19 protein-coding genes are annotated in these 19819 nt (G+C 28.5%); 3 read left to right on the top strand and 16 right to left on the bottom strand.

Features of this window, described 5'->3' with window-relative positions; all coding sequences use genetic code 11:
- Nucleotides 1-133: 133 nt before the first annotated feature.
- Complete coding sequence (locus IR152_RS03600) at nucleotides 134-1063, top strand: helix-turn-helix transcriptional regulator (protein WP_227450440.1); 930 nt, start codon at nucleotides 134-136, stop codon at nucleotides 1061-1063.
- A 159-nt stretch (nucleotides 1064-1222) separates the two neighbouring features.
- Here IR152_RS03600 and IR152_RS03595 read toward each other — a convergent pair whose 3' ends face one another.
- The 14 genes from IR152_RS03595 to IR152_RS03530 all read right to left on the bottom strand — a co-directional run bounded on the left by IR152_RS03595 (nucleotide 1223) and on the right by IR152_RS03530 (nucleotide 16560).
- Nucleotides 1223-1666, bottom strand: coding sequence for a hypothetical protein (locus IR152_RS03595; protein WP_227450439.1), 444 nt, complete (start codon nucleotides 1664-1666; stop codon nucleotides 1223-1225).
- 202 nt (nucleotides 1667-1868) lie between these two features.
- Nucleotides 1869-2051, bottom strand: a complete 183-nt coding sequence (locus IR152_RS03590; RefSeq protein ID WP_227450438.1) for a hypothetical protein — start codon at nucleotides 2049-2051, stop codon at nucleotides 1869-1871.
- Nucleotides 2052-2228: 177 nt separating this feature from the next.
- Nucleotides 2229-3083 (bottom strand): protein-ADP-ribose hydrolase, encoded by an 855-nt coding sequence (locus IR152_RS03585; protein ID WP_227450437.1) that lies wholly within the window; start codon nucleotides 3081-3083, stop codon nucleotides 2229-2231.
- A 505-nt stretch (nucleotides 3084-3588) separates the two neighbouring features.
- Complete coding sequence (locus IR152_RS03580; protein ID WP_227450436.1) at nucleotides 3589-4917, bottom strand: 6-phospho-alpha-glucosidase; 1329 nt, start codon at nucleotides 4915-4917, stop codon at nucleotides 3589-3591.
- A gap of 147 nt (nucleotides 4918-5064) precedes the next feature.
- Nucleotides 5065-5394 carry a PTS lactose/cellobiose transporter subunit IIA gene (locus tag IR152_RS03575; RefSeq protein ID WP_227450435.1) on the bottom strand — a complete coding sequence of 110 codons (330 nt, stop codon included), beginning with the start codon at nucleotides 5392-5394 and terminating at the stop codon, nucleotides 5065-5067.
- A 23-nt stretch (nucleotides 5395-5417) separates the two neighbouring features.
- Complete coding sequence (locus IR152_RS03570; protein ID WP_227450434.1) at nucleotides 5418-6707, bottom strand: PTS sugar transporter subunit IIC; 1290 nt, start codon at nucleotides 6705-6707, stop codon at nucleotides 5418-5420.
- Between the two features lie 15 nt (nucleotides 6708-6722).
- Nucleotides 6723-7049: a PTS sugar transporter subunit IIB gene (locus IR152_RS03565; RefSeq protein WP_227450433.1), complete on the bottom strand. Its 327-nt coding sequence runs from the start codon at nucleotides 7047-7049 to the stop codon at nucleotides 6723-6725.
- 73 nt (nucleotides 7050-7122) lie between these two features.
- Nucleotides 7123-7752, bottom strand: a complete 630-nt coding sequence (locus tag IR152_RS03560) for a hypothetical protein (protein WP_227450432.1) — start codon at nucleotides 7750-7752, stop codon at nucleotides 7123-7125.
- 237 nt (nucleotides 7753-7989) lie between these two features.
- On the bottom strand, nucleotides 7990-10602 hold the full coding sequence (locus IR152_RS03555) for a sigma 54-interacting transcriptional regulator (RefSeq protein WP_227450431.1): 2613 nt from the start codon (nucleotides 10600-10602) through the stop codon (nucleotides 7990-7992).
- Nucleotides 10603-10960: 358 nt separating this feature from the next.
- The gene (locus tag IR152_RS03550; protein ID WP_227450430.1) at nucleotides 10961-11905 is read right to left on the bottom strand and encodes an ABC transporter ATP-binding protein; all 945 of its coding nucleotides are present in this window, start codon (nucleotides 11903-11905) and stop codon (nucleotides 10961-10963) included.
- A complete protein-coding gene (locus tag IR152_RS03545) occupies nucleotides 11898-12923 on the bottom strand; it encodes an ABC transporter ATP-binding protein (protein WP_227450429.1) in 1026 nt (341 codons plus the stop codon). Before IR152_RS03545 ends, IR152_RS03550 begins: the two co-directional genes overlap by 8 nt.
- Nucleotides 12924-12997: 74 nt before the next feature.
- Nucleotides 12998-14566 carry an ABC transporter substrate-binding protein gene (locus IR152_RS03540; protein WP_227450428.1) on the bottom strand — a complete coding sequence of 523 codons (1569 nt, stop codon included), beginning with the start codon at nucleotides 14564-14566 and terminating at the stop codon, nucleotides 12998-13000.
- Between the two features lie 112 nt (nucleotides 14567-14678).
- Nucleotides 14679-15590, bottom strand: a complete 912-nt coding sequence (locus tag IR152_RS03535; RefSeq protein ID WP_227450427.1) for an ABC transporter permease — start codon at nucleotides 15588-15590, stop codon at nucleotides 14679-14681.
- Nucleotides 15574-16560, bottom strand: a complete 987-nt coding sequence (locus tag IR152_RS03530; RefSeq protein ID WP_227450426.1) for an ABC transporter permease — start codon at nucleotides 16558-16560, stop codon at nucleotides 15574-15576. The genes IR152_RS03535 and IR152_RS03530 overlap by 17 nt, the downstream gene beginning before the upstream one ends.
- Nucleotides 16561-16878: 318 nt before the next feature.
- On the opposite strand from IR152_RS03530, the gene IR152_RS03525 reads away from it, so the two are divergent.
- The gene (locus IR152_RS03525) at nucleotides 16879-17322 is read left to right on the top strand and encodes a MarR family winged helix-turn-helix transcriptional regulator (protein WP_413927464.1); all 444 of its coding nucleotides are present in this window, start codon (nucleotides 16879-16881) and stop codon (nucleotides 17320-17322) included.
- A 2-nt stretch (nucleotides 17323-17324) separates the two neighbouring features.
- Nucleotides 17325-17723, top strand: coding sequence for an HsmA family protein (locus IR152_RS03520; protein WP_227450425.1), 399 nt, complete (start codon nucleotides 17325-17327; stop codon nucleotides 17721-17723).
- A 427-nt stretch (nucleotides 17724-18150) separates the two neighbouring features.
- Here the strand turns inward: IR152_RS03520 and IR152_RS03515 are convergent, their stop codons facing one another.
- Together IR152_RS03515 and IR152_RS03510 are read right to left on the bottom strand one after the other, a co-directional pair.
- Nucleotides 18151-18375: a NifU family protein gene (locus IR152_RS03515; RefSeq protein WP_227450424.1), complete on the bottom strand. Its 225-nt coding sequence runs from the start codon at nucleotides 18373-18375 to the stop codon at nucleotides 18151-18153.
- Nucleotides 18376-18409: 34 nt separating this feature from the next.
- Nucleotides 18410-19777, bottom strand: coding sequence for a M20 family metallopeptidase (locus IR152_RS03510; protein ID WP_227450423.1), 1368 nt, complete (start codon nucleotides 19775-19777; stop codon nucleotides 18410-18412).
- Nucleotides 19778-19819: the final 42 nt, after the last annotated feature.

The following is a 19819-nucleotide window of genomic DNA, read 5'->3' as shown; positions in this document are numbered from 1 at the left end:
ATGTTTTATTATGTATAATTTAATTATATATACCTGATAATAAATTTTCAAGTAATTTATTTGTACTGCTTTTAAATATTTTTCTACACTTTCCTTCTTTTAATGTTAAAATAACCTTATATGGAGGTGGATTATGGACTCATTATCATCTTTGACACCTGTTGAGGTAGCTGAATTATTAAAGATAACAAAAAATACTGTATATGAATTAATCAAAAGAGGTGAACTTCCTTCTTATAAAGTAGGAAAAAAAATAAGAGTTGATATTAAAGACGTTGAAGAATATATCAACAGCCAAAAAACTGGTAAAGTAAAAGATACACATTTCAGCAATAAAAATATAGATATAAATAATAATTTCAAAATTATTATCTCTGGTCAAGATGTAGTATTAGACATTTTAGCTAGGTCTATTGAAAAAAAATTAGATGGAATAAATACATTTCGCTCTTATATAGGCAGTTATAATGCTTTGTATGAGTTATATAATGGAAGAGTTTCTATAGCATCATCCCATCTATGGGATTTTGAAACAGACGAGTATAATAGCACTTTTGTTAAAAAACTATTGCCAGGAATACCATGTGTACTTATAAATCTAGCTTATAGAATGCAAGGTTTCTATGTTGCTAAAGGAAATCCTAAAGAAATAAATACTTGGGAGGATTTAACTAGACCAAACATAACCCTTGTAAATAGAGAAAAAGGTTCTGGAACTAGAGTTCTACTAGATGGTAAACTTAGGCTTATAAACTTTAATGGTAACTATATAAAAGGTTATGATAATGAAGAGTTATCGCATCTTGGAGTTGCAAGTACTGTTTCTCGTGGAATAGCTGATGTTGGCTTAGGAAATGAAAAAGCTGCTTTACAAGTAAATAACATTGACTTTATTCCTCTTCACAAGGAACGTTATGATTTAGTTATTAAAAAAGAAGACTTACAAAATCCAGTTTACCAAACTATAGTTAACATAATAAATTCAGCTGAGTTTAAAGCTGAACTTCAAGGTCTTGGTGGATATGATTTAACCGATACTGGGAAAACTATAGCAAAAGTTTAAGATTAAAATCGCAATCTATTTTATAGGATTTATAATTTTTCACAAAATTTATAGCTTAAGCACAAAATAAATTGCGATTTTTAGTCTCAAAAAATTTATATCATTAAATTTACACTCTAATACAAAATTCAATATACTTAAATATGTAAATATATTACATTAGTATATATTTACATAATAGTATTTTTCCTTAATATAGATTAACATATGACATGCTTTAATCACCAACACTCTTCCTTGCTTATATATATGTGGCAATACGTATGAATTTAATAGGTTATATACAACATTGCTTTCTTCTTGTATTTTTTCAACTAATAAGTTATTTATAAAATTATTCTTCTCATTTTCAATAATCTCACTCCAATTTATCTTAACTTTTAATACATATCTTCCCACTAGGTATATACACTCCAAAATAAATAATAAAAATACAATACAATCAGTACCTCCTACCTTATATAAACTCCCTGATACTAATGGTTTAGCAAAGAAATTATAAAAATTTAAAGTATCTCCTGTATAATCAAAAAGTATTAATAATAACCCTAAAACTCTTAATACCTTCATATTCAACTTGTCTTTATTATTTTTGTTTTTCATATATACTACCTCTCTTTTCTTTAGATTTTATTGTAATCTAATACTAACTCTTTTATTTGAGGTACAAGTGAATTTAATTGGTAGTTATTTTCATTTTTGCTAGAAATTAATTCACATTAATAAATGTTATTTATTTTTCGACATAAAAATAGCTTATTTATTTTTTAATACATGCCAAAATAAATAAGCTATTAATATTCAACTAATTTTTATCATTAATAATATTACTATCTATAAATTTAAAAATTTTATTAAAATATACTGTACTATCATGCTCATATCCATCAGCATGACCAATACCTTTTATAAGCCACAACTCTTTTTTATCGTATTTAACTAAATCATACCTTTCATAAAGACTAAATGTACAATTTACCTCCTCCACTGTTACCTGTATTTCTTTAATTATAAATTAGTACATTATAACCTTTATCTAAGTATCCATATACTACCTTTAGCATTTCATAGTGACAACTTCCTATCCCATGAACCAGTAGTATCGTTTATCTTTATATTTGAAGTTATAAAAAGACTTTCTAGTCTATAATTCTATTAGATAATACTATTTAAATATTCTTCTATATTTCTCTTCTTCCTCTTCAGTAAACACATTAAACACAACTTTCAAATTTTTCTCAGGATTTTCTTTTAGCCATAATCTAACCCTACTTACAGCAAGATTAGCTGCTTCTTTTTTTGGATAACCAAATACTCCTGTAGAAATTCCACAAAAAACAATATTTTTTATTTCATCAATTTCTTTTATGGTATTTAAACATGATTTGTAACAATGAAGTAGTTGTTTTTCTTGTTCTTTACTTGGTTGACCACCAGATACAATAGGTCCAACAGTATGTACTACAAACTTTGCAGGTAGACAATAACCTCTAGTTATCTTAGCATCTCCAGTATATTCTAAATGTCCTTGTTTTTTTATTATTTTGTCACAATCCTCTCTAAGTCTAGGACCTGCGCATGAATGTATCTCATTATCCACACATAAATGTAGTGGTTGTAGACACCCTAATAACTTATTATTTGCAGCATTTACTATTGCATCTGCTTTTAAATTTGTTATATTTCCTCTCCATATAGCAATACCATCTTCTACTTCTTCTATATCATTTACATCTACTAACTCTCTTTCTTCACATTCAATTAACAATAAATTATGTAACATATTAAGTATCTCTGGAGCAATTTCTTTTGGTGGATATACGTTCAAAAGTCCTCTAAGTATATCTCTAGGCTTAATTTCATCATTCGATAAATTGTATATTTTAGAAGGAACTTCTTTTGAAAAATATGCAATTAAAGTGTCTATATTTTTCTTTCTTTGTTCGTCAGTTAGAGGCTTGATACTTTTATCAAAACCCTCAAATAAATTTACATCATCAGCATAATCTCTCCACTTCATAGCCATCTCTCCATTCTCATATTTTATGATTAAAAATAATTATGTATTATGTACATGTTTATTTATTTCTATAAACACTTACATAAATCCTGTTAAAAGTTTAAATTTTTTATTATGCAACTTCACAAATTATTTCTAGTGATTTATTTGTTGATGTCTTTATATTAGATATTAAGTTTATAGATATAAATTATTATTCCACTAGCAAATATAATTTCAATTTAATATTTTACATAATTTTTACTATATTTTAAATAGATTAGATTGTATTTATCTAGTCAAACAGCTCTAACCGTCAACCTATATAATTAGAATGTATAAGGGAGGATAATCATAGAATAAAGTTAAATACTATAAATAGCAAATTCTTTGCAAGCTTTGAAGAAGTAAGAGTGTCAATAAACAAGCTTATAAAATCATAAATAAAGTTCCTACAAATATATTCAAGTACATTAACTAGACTATATACTAAACTGTAGGAACTTTTTTAAAAGATAGATTATTCTTAATTAAGTTCTGGCCAATAATTTTTATTTGCTTCAATTAAATCATCTAATAATTCTTTTGCAACTGTCGCACTTGGAACTGTCTTAGATAGCATAAGTGCTTGCCATAATTTATGGTATGACTTCTCAATCCAAGCATCAACCACTAATTTTTCAACTGCTAATTGTTGTTCTATTAAACCTTTTTGGAATGTTGGTATTTTACCTATTGATAATGGTTCATACCCATCTTTTCCAACTATACATGGAATCTCAACCATAGCATCATCTTGTATATTTTCTATAGCTCCATTATTTTGAACTATTAATAACATACGTTCTTGAGTATTAAAAGCTAGAGCTGTCGCTAAATCAACTATAAACTCTGCATGTATTCCTATCTTAAGCCCACTGCCATTAGAATGACCTTGCTTTTCTATTAATGCACATGAGCCAAAAACTTCTTTTTCTCTTCCATCAATCACTTCATTAGCACGAGTGTAATTTACATCTGAATGATTTACAACATAATCTGGAAATAGATAGTACTTTAAGTAACTACTTGGTATTGTAGTTAAATCTGTCTTTACTATTTCTCTAGTAAATAAATTAGTTTCAAACCAACTATCTCTCTTGTCATTTTTCATTCCTTCTTCACCATTTATAAATCCATACTCTTTTATATGTTCTACTAATTTTGGTAAAAGTTCATTTCCTTTTTTGTCTCTAATTGAAGTGTACCAACCAAAGTGATTTAATCCAAAGTATCTTATATCCATATGTTTACGAGATTTAAGTCCTGCAATCCTTGCTATATTATGTTCCATACCTATTGGCATATCACAAATATTTATTACTCTAGAATTAGGTCTTAACCTTCTAACAGCTTCTGCTATTATAGATGCTGGGTTAGAGTAATTTAACATCCAACAATTTGGAGAATACTTTTCCATATAGTCTATATTTTCAAGCACACCTTCTATAGACCTCATTCCATAAGCTATTCCACCTGGTCCACAAGTTTCTTGACCAACTACCCCATGTTTTAGAGGTATTTTTTCATCTAGTTCTCTCATTTCAAGCTTTCCAACTCTTATATGAGCCAAACAAAAATCCACATCTGTATAAGCTTCTTTAGGGTCTGTTGTTGCTAAATACTCTATATTAGGGTCCTTTTCTTTTATTAGTATTTCACAAGCTTTAGCTACTTTATTTTGTCTTTCTTCATCATTATCATACAATTTAATCGCTCTTAACGGTAACCTCTCTAGGTTATCTAACAACATTAATATGATTTCTGGAGTATATGTGCTTCCCCCTCCAGCTATTACTACTGAAAACTTCTCCATAACAATATCTCCTTTTCTATCTAAAAATTTACTATATTTATAAATAACTTTATAAATACTAGTACTTTAAAGTAAAAGGGAGTTCATTTATTAAATCTATTAACTTAATAAACTATAGCCAAACTTCAAGCACTATTTAAAAGAAAATTAATTCTTATCAATTCTTGGGTCCATCATCTCAAATATATCTACAAGTTCAGATACTAAAGAGTGAGCAAATAATGCATTTGAATAATGGTCTTCAGAGTGTACAACTAAAAAATCAGTTCCACTATCCTCACTATTCATAGCATTTGATAGTAATTCTAAATGATGCTTTGATGCCGTTTGTATTTTCTCTGATGCTGAGTTTAAAAGGTGTTTTGCTTTATTATAGTCGCCTTTTTTTATTTCTTTAAGAGACATCATTACATCACTTTTAGCATCCCCCGCTTCTGATATTATACTAAATACTTTTTCTTCTATTTCAGGTATCATATCCTTCTCCTTCTAATGACTTATTAAAAATCAAAGCTATCATCATTTAATGTTGTAGTTAATTCTGCACTTTTATTTAATTCTTCTTTTTCCATTATCTTAAAGAATGGATAATATATCAAGGTCATAAGTATTATACTTGCAAATACTAATACTATTGCCTTCCAGTCCAATGTCATTAAAAATGCTGCAACCCCTGGAGGTAAAAAGCCTGGTGGTTCTGCAATAGGTAAGCCTACTAATCCTACCTTTAAGGCCATAAAGTTAAGTGCTCCAACCAATACAGGTCCAAATACAAATGGTACAAACATATATGGGTTCATAACTATTGGTGTTCCAAATATTACTGGCTCATTTATTCCAAATAATGATGGTAAAAGTACAACTTTTCCCATACTATTAAAACTCTTACACTTACTTCTCGACATAAGGTATACTAGCCCTAAAGTTATTCCTGAACCAGTTACTTGTAAGAAACCATAATAAAAACCTATTGTAAACACATATTTTGGGTCTCCTCCTGCTGCTATTAGTGTTGCATTTTCTGCCATATATGTAGCTGCTATTGGCATCCATATACTTGAAGTTATTGCTGCTCCATGAAGACCAAAAAACCATAATAATTGAGTTATAAATAGTATTATAGTTACTGCAAAAACATTATCTACACTGCTTATAGCTGGTGCTAAGAAATTCATTATAATAGCTGGTAATGGTTGCCCTAATACATTTTTAGTTATTGCTGCTATTGCTGTAAATAACATTATACATACTATCATCGGTGTTAAATTTCTAAAACTTTTATTTACTACACTCGGTACTTCTTTTGGAAATCTAATTACAAGGTTTTTATCATTCATAAACTTAGTAATATCAACTACTAAAAGTGCTACTAATATACTTACAAATAAACCTTGAGCATCTAAATAACTTGTATCTAACACACCATCTACTACTTGTCCACATACAACAAGTTGTGCTACAACTGCTGTCATACCTATTTCTACATGATTAAGATTATATTTTTTAGCTAGTGCTTGAGCTATAAAAAACGCTGAATATATAGATAATAAACTCATAGTAAATTTATTTGGAATAAGTAATATATCCATATTTTCAGATAATAATGTCTTTGCACTTCCTTCAGGTAACATATTGTTTAATGCCATAAATAACATACTTAAAGAACCAACAATTATTATTGGGGTAATGCTTATCATACCTTCTTTTATAGCTTGAAGATGCCTTTGTTTTTCAATCTTTTGTGCTATTGGAAGAAGAAATTTTCTCAAATTATTTTGAAGTGCTTCCATATTTATTCCCCCCAATTATCTATTTTTATATAATTCGATTGCCAACTTCATAACAGAAGGAGCATCCATACGACCATAATGTTTAGTATCTATTAAACCAACTGCTATTTTATGATTTTTACAAGCTTCAACTATATCATCTTCCTTGAACCTAATTTGTGGTGCTACAAGTACTACATCTGTATCATTAGCTTGAATGTACGATTTTAGATTCTCAAATGATGTTGCTTCTATATTTATAGTTTTAGTTTTTAGCTTTTCATGCTCACTACAAAAACTTTTCATCTTTTCCACAAGTACACCTGTTGAAGCTCCATTTGCACATACCAATAAAATATTCATAATAATTTTCCTCCTGCAATATTTAACCTCTTTTATTTTCTAATTTTTTATCGAGTAATTTTTACTTTAATTCTTAGTACTGCCAGTGATTAAATTTAAAAGCTGTATCTATAACTTTCTCTGGCTTATATTCTTCTAATATTTTTAAATATCTTTCTTTATAATCATTATCTACTTTTTTTTCTGGTATTACTATACTAGCTTCATTTAAGAAGTGGAATGAATCTCTTCCCATTTCTAATCCTCTATATGTGTGCTTATCAAGTGCTACGTCCATAATTTCTGGAACTTTACCCATTGCAAATCCTTTTATAATTATATTTTTTAATAAGTCACTTGATCTATCTTTTTCACATGCACAAAGATATCTTATCGCATGTATGAAAAATAGAGGTCTATCTCCATCTGCATATGAATATTCTTTTCTTACTTGATTTAAATTATTTATAATTATTATAGCTGATGGGTCTCCCATTCCTATATCTTCAACTGATATTGTAAGTATTCTTCTCCATAGCTTGTCTTCTAATTCTGGTGATGATATATATAGTTCATAAGCAAATTCACAAGCTTCTTCAACCATATTTCTTCTTATAGCTTTTTGAAATGACGATATTATTTCATCTGCACTAAATCCGTTTCTTGTAGTCATTCTTGCCCATGGGTCATTTGCCTTTTTATCTCTTAATATTTTCTCTTGCATATTATTTACTCCTTTTGATTTAAATTTTAATTACTTACATTACTTATTAATAATGTAAGCAAGTATTATGCCAGTTTTTTAGACACTTTAAAATGTTGTTATTTCAATCTTATTTATTATCAATCCTTAGATACTTTGTCTAAGTCTATTTATATGTGTCTAATATTAATGTTATTTTAGACTAAAAAAAGATTACCAAATAAGTTTTTATACTCATTGGTAATCTTTTTCGTTTATTTATGCATACTCTAATATTAATAATATTTGATAACACTCTTTTTCATTAATTTCTATATTATATTTTTTATCCAATTGAGATACTATATCTTTTATTTTCCTTAAGCTCTTGTGGTAGTTAAGTATTTTTTCTTTATCAAGCTGTTCAATCTCTCTAGTATTTCCAATCAATCCATCTACCATGAAAGCTAAATGCATTATAAGCCCAATTACTTTATCATATTTTTTTTCTACATTAAACACTAAGAATAATTCATCAGACACATATTTTATATCTTTAAATATTCTATTATAATTAGAGCTTTTTAAGGATGCCTTTAGACCTTCAACTACATCATCATAACCTATACTTATCTTTATGATATTTTTTAATTTGTTTATATTTTCATCCTTATCTATACCTTTTTTGCTAATATAGTCGATTCCTCTAATATTAATTCTTTGTTTATTGATTACTGCTACAATATTGCTACTTTCTTTTAGCTTTGTAATATTTAAACTTAAGTCTTTTTCTGTTTTATATGGGACAGATATAATATCTATTCCATCTAAGTACCTATTCATTTTTTCCTCTAGTATTTTCCTTGTTTTATTATCTACACCTTCTGAAACATGTGATGCTATAATAATTGTTTTAGATAGATTTACTTTATTTTGAACTTCACTAGTTCCAAAATAGTACTTTCTTGTATTAACAATAGAGTTGTATACATCATTTAAAGATAGTCCCATATTAGCTTTTTGAACTGCTTCTAACACAGTTAATGTTGTCACCATAGGAATTACCCTTACTCCACACTTTTTTTCTTTCTTTATAATTTCATCAAAGGAATTTAATGAGCCCATATCTGTAAATAGCAGTACATCTTTATTGTCTATATTGTTAATTAAATTTTTAAAATCTACAATAACTTCATCATAGCTTTTATCTAACTTCATATCAAAAGAAATAGCACTACACTTTCCAATAATGTCATCAACTGCCTTAACCATGCTACTTGCTGTAGTTTCTCCATGCATAGCAACTATAATATTAACGTTATTTACTATTTTATTTTGCTCATCTTGTTTAGCTTGTACTATAAATAATGTAATATATGCTACAGTTTCTATAGACAAAAACAAATCAAATTCATTTTCAATTATTCCAACTATTTTTAATGCTGTTTTAAACTCACTTCTATTATTTCTTCTAATTTGATTTAAGTCTATATTATTTGTGGAACTACTTTTATCTAATACATTTTTTATATAAATCGCCATTGACTTAAATATTGATTCACTTATATCTATTTCTTCATCCTCTTTAATAATTTGTCTTATTGTTTCACACATGGCTTTAAATTTAACATTATTAAATAGCGAAGCATCTGCTATATTCATTTCTACTGACTCATTAAGATTAGCATTTACTGCATTAATAATATTTATATCATTGTAGTTAATAACTTCTTCTTCTCCTAATGGTGTAAATATAAAATATTCTATATTATGCGTTATAACTTCATCTGCTTTAATAGACTTCTCTCTATAATCATCACTTACTTGATTTATGGATTTATCAAAGTATTTTTTCTCTATATAAATTGGTTCTTTATTATCTATTTTATATCTTAAATATCCATTTGCAACAGCTAATTTTATGTCATTTTGAAGTTGACCTACATTATTTTTACAATCATAAAGTAGTAGTGATTTAATTATTTCTTTATGTACTTTTATTGAAATAGAAATACTTTTTGATTCTTCCTTGAAAAAGTTTTTAACTAATTCTATTCTTTCAATCATTGTTCTATCTCTTAGTGATGGTATTTCTATTTTCATTGGTATTCTTCTATTGAACGTATCTAATAGTGTTGATGTCGGATTTTCTGTAGTTGCACATATAATTAATACTTTAGATTCTCTTTCCTTAGTTGCATCTCCTAGTCTTTTAAATGTTCCATTATCTATAAAAGTAAACAACATTTCTTGACCTTCTGCTGGTAGTCTATGAATTTCATCTAAAAATAATATCCCTCCATTTGCAATTTCCAAAAGCCCTTTTCTAGAAGATTCTGCACCTGTGTAAGCTCCTTGTTCTACTCCAAAAATATGTCCCATAAGTAATTGTGCATTATTGGCATAATCAGCACAATTAAATGTTACAAAAGGAGCTTTATTTTTTCTAATACCACTATCTATAGAATAATCGTACATGTACCTAACAATCATACTTTTTCCTACTCCTGTTTCTCCATAGATAATAGTATGAAGTCCATTTGTAGGATAAAGCACTGCAACTTTACATTTTTCTATTATAGGTCTTAAACTGTGCTCTTTACCTATTAATGTTTCAAAACTATCTTTTTTCATTTTAGTTTCTATTTTTATTTCTTTTTGTGTATCAAATAACTCCTCTTTATTAAGGCTAAGATTTGCAGGGATATAATATACAGGTCTTCCTTTTATCTTTGTAACCATACCCTCATTGAATAATTGGTTTAAGTATGTACTTATATTGTTTCTTGCAATTCCTGTCTTCTCTGATAATTGGTTAGCTGTAATCCCTTTTTCATTTTCCCTATATGATGATTCTAAAACTTCCATTACTTTATCTTTTTTATATATCATTACAAGCTCCCCTACATTATAATATTTTATTAACTAAAAATTTTATACTCACTTTATTCTTTTAATAAACTCTTATTCTTTAACTCCGATTATAATTTATCAAGCTTACCTTATTTTACTTATAGAAAATTCTTGTAGAAAAAATAAAGTTATTGGTCATTTTTTCTATATTACTATTTTTTAAATTTATGGTATCTTCTTAACAATATATTTTTCTTGTTTTTAATTTTATTATATTTGAATTTATTATATTTGAAAAGTGGAAATAAAAAACCCTATTTTGGAGTAGTTTTAAAATTTGTCCAAAAATAGGGTTTTAGTTTGTATTTCAAATGAACACTTATTCAGTGATTTTATACTAAACAACTTTTAAATTTTGTTGATATTTACTTATATATGATTTAGAAGAGTATACAAAATGCCCATCTGAAACCTCAATCCAGCTTAAGGACTTTTCACTTGAACAATCATATACATTAGAATTATACTCTATTCTATTTCTTGACTTAGCATATCTAGGGTCAGGAATAGGAATTGCAGAAAGTAGTGATTTCGTATATGGATGAATAGGATTATTATACAATTCACTTGAATCTGCTAATTCTACTAATTTCCCATTATACATAACTCCTATGCGGTCACTAATATGTCTCACCATAGATAAATCATGAGCTATAAATAAACAAGTTAAATTTTTTTCTTGTTGCAACTTCCTAAATAAATTTACTATTTGTGCTTGTATAGACACATCCAAAGAAGCTATAGGTTCATCAGCTATTATAAATTCTGGTTCTACTGAAAGAGCTCGTGCTATGCCAATACGCTGTCTTTGACCACCTGAGAAATCAGAAGGATACTTATTTGCATAACTTCTATCAAGTCCTACTAGATTTAGCATCTCATATACTTTATTCATTCTCTCTGTTTTGTTTTTACAGATACCTTGAATTTTTAGTGGTTCTGAAATTATATCTGCAATTGTCATACGTGAATTTAATGATGAGGTAGAATCCTGAAAAATAATCTGCATACTTTTATTTACATCTTTCTTTATAAATTTGTATGTCTTTTTATCTGATATACAATTTCCTTTGTAAATTACTTCTCCGCCAGTAGATTCATGTAGTCTTATTATAGTTTTACCAGTTGTAGATTTTCCTGAACCTGACTCTCCTACCAAACCAAATATCTCACCCTTATATATATCAAAACTTATATCATCAACTGCTTTTACAGTAGTGCTTTTATCTAAATGAAAATATTGTTTTAAGTTTTTTATTTCTAGTATTTTTTCTCTATTCATTAGAAATCACCCTTCCACAATTTACTCTAACTGGTATATCTACTTTTGGAGCATCTGGATGCAATAACCAAGTTGCTGCACTATGTGTATCATTAATTTTAAACATTGGTGGTTCTTTTTCATAATCTATTTTAAGTGCATTCTTATTCCTTATTGCAAAAGCATCTCCTTTTGGAGGGTTCAATAAGTTTGGAGGCATTCCAGGTATATTATATAGATACTCATCCTGTGAATCTAAAGTAGGTAATGAACCTAATAATCCCCAAGTATATGGATGTCTAGGGTCATAAAATATATCTTCTACTGTTCCTATTTCTATAATCTTTCCTGCATACATGACTGCTATTCTATCAGCTATAGTTGCAACTACACCTAAATCGTGAGTTATAAATATTATTGATAAGCCTATCTTATCTTGTAAATCTTTTATTAAATCAATTATTTGAGCTTGTATAGTTACATCTAAAGCTGTTGTAGGTTCATCAGCAATCAATACATCTGGATTGCAAGCAAGTGCTATAGCTATTACTATACGTTGTCTCATTCCACCTGAAAAATGATGTGGAAATTGCTTAAATCTTTTCTCAGGATTATCTATTCCAACTAATTCAATAAGTTCTATAGCTCTCTTTTTTGCTTCACTTTTACTTATACCTTTATGAATCATTATAGCTTCTGCTATTTGCTTTCCTATTGATATAGTTGGATTGAGAGATGTCATAGGGTCTTGAAATATCATTGATATATTCTTTCCTCTTATGTCTTCCATCTCTTTTTCAGACTTCCTAACCAAATCACTTGATTTAAGTAAAACCTCTCCATTTTTAATGTATCCATTGTATGGGAGTATCCTCATCAAACTCTTACAAAGTACAGATTTCCCACAACCAGATTCTCCAACTATAGCTAACGTCTCACCTTTTTTTAGATTAAAAGATACGTTTCTTACAGCCTGAACTTCTCCTTCTTCTACTTTAAAACTTACAGATAGATTATTAACCTCCAATAAATGTTCCAAAAACCATCAACCCCTATGCTATTCAAACCTTAGGGATATACTTTTATCCCTAAGGCTTCTAATTAATTTCAATACTATTCAATTGTCCAGTCAGCTATGTTCCAGAATATACCTACACCATGATGTCCTAAAACTGTATCAGGTGTTAATCCTTTAATATTTGGTTTTCCAACATATATTGCATCTATGTAAGCAATAAATGTATAAGGCATATCTTTAGTCATTTCTACTTGGAATTGTTTATATAACTTTAACTTTTCATCTTTATTTTCTGTTTCTCTTGCTTTTTGAAGTATTTTATCTACAGTAGGATTAGAGTAAGCACTGTAATTTGCACCTTTATCTGTTCCAAAAACTTTATATGTATGGTCATCTGGGTCAAATGGACTTCCCCAACCTATTAAATGAGCATCTTGATTAGCCCAATCTGTTTCAGTTACAACAACAGCTTTAGCATCAACACCGATTTCTTTTAACTGTTGTGCACATATTTTAGCCATATCAACTCTAACTTGGTCACTCTCACCTGCTGTTATCTCGAAAGCTAATTTAGTACCTTCTTTTTCATAGATTCCATCAGAACCTAATTTCCAACCTAGCTTTTCAATTTCTTGTTTAGCTTTTTCTGGGTTATATTCAAACTTTTCTATATCAGGATTATTATATTCTCCCATTTGTAAAGGTGAATAGGCTGGCACACCATGTCCTAATAATACACTATCAACTATTGCTTTTCTATCTATTGCATAACTTAAAGCGTTTGGTAATCCTTTAGTTTTTTCATCTTTAAAGAACTTAGAATTAAAATTGTATAATATACCTCTATAATCTGCTGTTTTCATTATATTTACTTTAAAATTCTTTTCATCTTTTTCAAAGTTAGACATATCTTTAGGAGTTACTTGAGCTAAGTCTAATTCTCCTGATTTTAATTGCATTGCTTTAGCTTTATCATCTGGAACAATTTTAAATACTACTTTATCTAAACCTGGTTCTTTTACAAAATAATCATTATTCTTAATAAGTGTTATACTTTGACCCTTATCCCATTTTTCAAGTTTAAATGGTCCAGTACCTATTGGTTTTTGATTAAATTCATCAGTAGCTATATCCTTACCTTCTAATGCATGCTTTGGTAATACTCCTACTGTTAGGTAATCAAGCATTGCTGTATTTGGAGCTTTTAAAGTGATTTTTATAGTATTATCATTGACCACATCAATTTTTGTTATATCTTCATAATTTGATGCTATTTCAGAAGCATTGTCTGGATTCATTATAGTTTCTATTGTAAACTTGACATCATTTGCTGTAAATGTCTCTCCATCATGCCACTTAACATCATCTCTTAAATTAAAAGTATATGTATTTGTCGCCTCATCAAATTTCCAGTCCTTTGCTAAACAAGGAACTACTTTATTATTTTCATCATGAACTGTTAATCCATTAAATATTAGTGAATTTATTTCTCCATGTTCATATAGTGCAGGATTTATACTTGTATAATCATTACTTCCATAAACAAGTACCTTGCCATCTTTAGGTGTATCTGCTTTTTTATCTTTGTCTCCTCCACTAGAACAACCTGCCATTAGACTAAGTATCATTACTAAACTTAAAACTCTTAACTTCTTTAATTTCATGATGCTCCCCCTTTTGCTTTTTATAAAATATTTTTCAAAGCTTTGACCCGATTTATTTAAATAGATATTTCAAATACCTCAGTATTTGCTTATTTAGTACTCAAATATTAATTTATAAATTACTAGATTTTTTATTATTATTCTTTCTTATATAATTACCTATATTAGTTATACACACCAATGTAGTAACCAAAAATATACCTGGAATCAGTATAATCCACCACCTATTTGAAAGTAATGCTTCCTCTGATAAAGATAACATACTTCCCCAAGAAACAATTTCTATAGGTAGACCAATTCCTAGAAAGCTAAGCGTTGATTCGGTACCAATAGCTGCACCTATGTTTGTTACAACCATGAACATTATTGATGCCACAAAATTTGGAAGTAAATGTTGCCTTAATATATAAAAGAATCCTCCCCCCATACTCTTAGCTGCTAGTATGTATTCGCTATTTCTTATTTGTCTAACCTCTGTTCTTACTATCTTAGATATATTCATCCAACTTGTTATCCCTATTACTATAGACATAGATACTGGATTTGAATTTCCAAGTATAGATTGTACAAATATTATAATTAATATTGAAGGTATACTAAGTATGATTTCTGTAAATCTCATCATTGCATCATCTACAAGTTCAGATGCAAAGCCACTTATACTACCATAAATAATTCCTATAACAGTTGATATTACAGTGGAAAATAATCCTATAAATAAAGATATTTTTCCTCCATACCATATCATAGAATATATATCTCTACCCATTGAGTCCGTTCCAAACAAAAAAGTTTTATTTGGAGCTAGATTAGAACTTGCTAAATCCATGTATGTTGGCTCATGTGTCATTATGAAAGATGAGAATACACTTCCACTAACTACGATTAATAAAATAATAATCGATATATATGGTAATTCTTTAATTTTTTTAAATAAGGTTTTCTTTGTTTCTATATGTTCATCTTCTGCTAATAAAATATAATCTTCTCCTACAATTTCAAAATCACTATACTGTGGCTTCATTAGCATCACCTCTATCATATTTCATTCTAGGGTCTATTTTATTGTTTATAATTTGAGCTAACATATTCCCAAATACTACTAAAGCCCCTGTTATTAAGCATAAAACTAATAACATATTATAATCATGATACTTTGCACTTTCAAAACAAAGAGTTCCTAACCCAGGATAAGAAAAAACTTTTTCAACTACATAAGTTCCTCCCAATATATGAGGTATCGAAATAGCCATTATGCTAATATACGATGGCATTATATTTCTCAGGCAATGCTTAAAAACAATGGTTCTATTATTTAAACCTTTTGCTTTACATAAAAGTACATAATCTTCTCTTATTTCCTCTAGCAATTTATTTCTTATCATATATGTGTAATACCATAAATGGCTCAATACAAGTACTATAAGAGGTAAGATTAAATGCGATATCCTACTTAATATGCTAGACTCTTCTCCCATTGCATAAGCACCACTGCTTGGAAGTATGCTTAGGTTTATACTAAATATAAGTATAAGTACTAAAGCAACCCAAAATGATGGAATACAGTTGGTTATTGTCCCTAGCTTACATATAATTCTATCAATGAGCTTATCTTCATGTAGTGTACAAAATATTCCTAACAATAGGGCTAACACAAAGGTAAGTATATACCCTGAACCACCTAATATTATAGTGTTTATATAGACATCATTTATAACAGAAGTAACATTTTGTTTATATTTAAATGAAATCCCAAATTCTCCTTTTGACGCATTTGAAATCCATTTTATATATTGACTGTATATTGGTTCGTCCAAACCAAGTTTTTTCATAGCATTTTCTTTTTCTTGAGTACTCATTCTTTCTACTCCATCGCCATAGTAAGAAATTAATGGGTCTCCTGGAGCAAGTCTTGCCATGTAAAAAACAACAAAAGATAATAAAAACATTACTAAAATAAACTGCAACAACTTTTTCAGTATATCTTTTAACAAACCCCAATCCCCCCTTTGTTGCAATAAAAAAAACCACATAAAAGCAAACGTCAAGTAACGTTAAAACCTTCGTGGTTCTATTATCATTAAACAAAATTAAATTTTCAATATTTATCTATGAGTTAATTTTAGCATCATTTATTCACTGTGTAAACAAACTTTTTAAAAATTGTTAAAATTTCATCAAATTATTTTATTTATACCTAAAATAAATTTTTTATGTTCTGTTGTTCATTATTTACTACGAAATTATAAAATTTTAGGTTGACTATATAAGAAAATTATACTATATTAGTTTCTATGCAAACTATTTAAGAGGTGATTTTATTGAAAACTAATTATGACTGTTTTAGAATAGCTATGCTTTTAAAAGAACTCTATTCTAAAACTATGTACACAGTAGAAGAAAATTTTAAAGAGAATGGATTAACACATCAACAGATTATAGTTATAAAACTGATAGCTTATAATCAAGAGCTTACTATATCACAATTATGTGAAGAGATGTCTTTGGCTAAAGGGACAGTTTCAGGTATAATCAGCAGATTAGAACAGATTGGATATATAGAAAAATTCAAAAAATCTGATGATAAAAGAAATACATACGTTAAATTTACAACAACAGGGCTTGAGTTTGCCACAAATTTTAAAATTAAAATGCAAGAAAGTTTTGATGACATCTTTAAAAACTGCGATGAGCAAGAATTAAACGATTTAGTAAAAAATCTTAGAAATATATTAGTAAAAATAAAGGAGAGATAATTATGAATTCTAAATTAATACTTGCAATAGTATTTATAACGTCAGCTTTAATTTTCTACACTATAGGTGTATTTGGAGAAAGAAAGGCTAAAATTTTAAAAAAGAAACATGTAATCATATTTTGGCTTGGTTTGATATTTGATACTTTAGGAACATTTACAATGAGTAACATAGCCAATAGCCACTCTTTTGAAGTAAAATCTGTTTTATCACAAAAACTTCATAGTATTACAGGTCTTCTTGCAATTGTGCTTATGCTTTTTCATGCAAGTTGGGCTACTTTTGTCTTATACAAAGATGATGAAGAGAAGAAAAAATTCTTTCATAAGTTTAGTATAGTTGTATGGATTATATGGCTAATTCCATACCTTATAGGTATGTTTATTGGTATGGCTGGATAACAGGGTCTTTAAAATAAAGTGTGTAAGAAATACTGTAGGTGAATTTATGTAAAACAAATTTATCTACAGCCTTCTTTCACACTTTTACATATTTATCTATAATATTTCATTATTTCTTCATACATATATAATATTTTATTGTTTCTACAATATTTCACTATTTTTCTCATATTTTTTCATATGTATTTATAATGTTTCACTATTTTTTCATACTTCTTCATATCTGTTCATAATGTTTCACTATTTTTTCATACTTCTTCATATCTATTTATAATGTTTCACTATTTTTTTCATACTTCCTCATACCTATTTATAATGTTTCACTATTTTTTTCATACTTCCTCATATCTATTTACAATATTTCACTATTTTTCATACTTCTTAATTAGATACTTATATATAGCATATATTTAGTGAACTCCAACTATTAAACACCTAATACTTGAGTTACTCCTGGAACTTCACTCACCAAGACATTTTCAATAATAGCTTTGATTGTCATAGTAGCTCCTGGACACCCACTACATGCACCTTGTAGTCTAACTAAAACTACGCCATTTTCATTTACATCTATAAGCTTTACATCTCCACCATCTCTTTGTAATACTGGTCTTATCTTTTCTTCAAGCACTTTTTCAACTTTTTCTCTCATAGCTATTCCCCCCAGAAATATTTTATTACCAAAATTATACCAATGGTTTAAATTTTTGTCCATCTAATGATTTATCAAATTCAATTTTTGCTTCATCAATAATTTTAGTATCCATAAATACATCATAAGCACTACAAGCCAGTACCTTAGCTGAATTTATCATAGCAGAAAATCCTATATTTGAACCTGCTGATGAACATGACTGCCATGTATGACTTGCAATTCCAACTGGCCATGCTGCCATTGCAAATTGAGCCACTGGTATAACATAACTTACATCTCCAACATCAGTAGAACCAGCTAATCCTTTATCTTTGTCTCCATCAACTATCCCCTGATGTATATAGCTTTCTACAATAGATTTATCATTTTGGAATGACGTTGCTACACCTAGTCTTTCTTCTCTAGTAAGAGTATCACATAATTTTTTCGCAAATTCTTCTTCTTCAGGAGTAGTTTTAGGGCAACCAACAAAAACCATATTATTGTAAACCAAATCAGTCAAGCATTGGTTTGGTATATAATCATATATTCCATCTGTAACCTTATACTCCATTTCAGTTTCTGTCATCATTGCTGCTCCTTGAGCTACTTTTATTAATCTATCAAGAACGTGTTCTGCATCCTTTGCTTTTTTACCTCTAATAAAATACCAACTTTCAGCAAAACCAGGAACTACATTAGGTCTTCCACCACCATTAGTTATGACATAGTGCATTCTTATAGAGTCAATAACATGTTCTCTCAAATAATTAGCTCCAACATTCATAATTTCAACAGCATCAAGTGCACTTCTACCATTATGAGGAGCTTGGGCTGCATGGGCTGTTATACCTTTAAATTTGAATTTAACAGATAAGTTTGCTAGACTTCCACCTCTCCAAGGTGCATTTATATCAAAAGGATGCCATGTAAACGCACAATCCACATCATCAAAACAGCCATTTACACACATAACAGTCTTTCCTCCACCTTCTTCTTCAGCAGGACAACCAAAATATTTTATTGTTCCATTAAATTTATTTTCTTCTATTAACTTTTTTATAGAAACAACTGCTCCTACACCTGCTACACCCAATAGGTTATGCCCACATCCATGTCCAGCTTCTCCTTCTACTAAGGGCTTTCTTTCTGCACTCACACATTGTGATAGCTCTGGCAAAGCATCATACTCTCCAAGTATTCCAATCACAGGTTTACCTTCTCCAAAACTTGCTATAAATCCAGTAGGTAAATTTTCTACTTCTTCAATTTTAAATCCTTTTGATTTTAAGTATTCTTTTTGAATGCTACTTGCATACTTTTCTTCAAAAGCTAATTCTGGATTTTCCCATATTTTCTTAGATAAATCTATTAATTCTTCTCTTATTTCTTCAATATTATTTATGATATACTCTTTCATAATTTTCCTCCAGATATATGTATTTTTAATATGCTTTATAGA

The sequence above is a fragment of the Clostridioides sp. ES-S-0108-01 genome, from assembly GCF_020662285.1.
Lineage (GTDB): Bacteria > Bacillota > Clostridia > Peptostreptococcales > Peptostreptococcaceae > Clostridioides.
The sequence above is the reverse complement of the archived record's forward strand: the minus strand, read 5'-3'. Positions and strand labels throughout refer to the sequence as shown.

Excerpts from the sequence above, each read along its gene's own strand:
- IR152_RS03510 (WP_227450423.1), bottom strand. The coding sequence starts at position 19,777 with ATGAAAGAGTATATCATAAATAATATTGAAGAAATAAGAGAAGAATTA.
- IR152_RS03555 (WP_227450431.1), bottom strand. The coding sequence starts at position 10,602 with ATGATATATAAAAAAGATAAAGTAATGGAAGTTTTAGAATCATCATAT.
- IR152_RS03520 (WP_227450425.1), top strand. The coding sequence starts at position 17,325 with ATGAATTCTAAATTAATACTTGCAATAGTATTTATAACGTCAGCTTTA.
- IR152_RS03540 (WP_227450428.1), bottom strand. The coding sequence starts at position 14,566 with ATGAAATTAAAGAAGTTAAGAGTTTTAAGTTTAGTAATGATACTTAGT.
- IR152_RS03535 (WP_227450427.1), bottom strand. The coding sequence starts at position 15,590 with ATGAAGCCACAGTATAGTGATTTTGAAATTGTAGGAGAAGATTATATT.
- IR152_RS03550 (WP_227450430.1), bottom strand. The coding sequence starts at position 11,905 with ATGAATAGAGAAAAAATACTAGAAATAAAAAACTTAAAACAATATTTT.
- IR152_RS03565 (WP_227450433.1), bottom strand. The coding sequence starts at position 7,049 with ATGAATATTTTATTGGTATGTGCAAATGGAGCTTCAACAGGTGTACTT.
- IR152_RS03570 (WP_227450434.1), bottom strand. The coding sequence starts at position 6,707 with ATGGAAGCACTTCAAAATAATTTGAGAAAATTTCTTCTTCCAATAGCA.
- IR152_RS03595 (WP_227450439.1), bottom strand. The coding sequence starts at position 1,666 with ATGAAAAACAAAAATAATAAAGACAAGTTGAATATGAAGGTATTAAGA.
- IR152_RS03515 (WP_227450424.1), bottom strand. The coding sequence starts at position 18,375 with ATGAGAGAAAAAGTTGAAAAAGTGCTTGAAGAAAAGATAAGACCAGTA.
- IR152_RS03585 (WP_227450437.1), bottom strand. The coding sequence starts at position 3,083 with ATGAAGTGGAGAGATTATGCTGATGATGTAAATTTATTTGAGGGTTTT.
- IR152_RS03560 (WP_227450432.1), bottom strand. The coding sequence starts at position 7,752 with ATGCAAGAGAAAATATTAAGAGATAAAAAGGCAAATGACCCATGGGCA.
- IR152_RS03575 (WP_227450435.1), bottom strand. The coding sequence starts at position 5,394 with ATGATACCTGAAATAGAAGAAAAAGTATTTAGTATAATATCAGAAGCG.
- IR152_RS03600 (WP_227450440.1), top strand. The coding sequence starts at position 134 with ATGGACTCATTATCATCTTTGACACCTGTTGAGGTAGCTGAATTATTA.
- IR152_RS03580 (WP_227450436.1), bottom strand. The coding sequence starts at position 4,917 with ATGGAGAAGTTTTCAGTAGTAATAGCTGGAGGGGGAAGCACATATACT.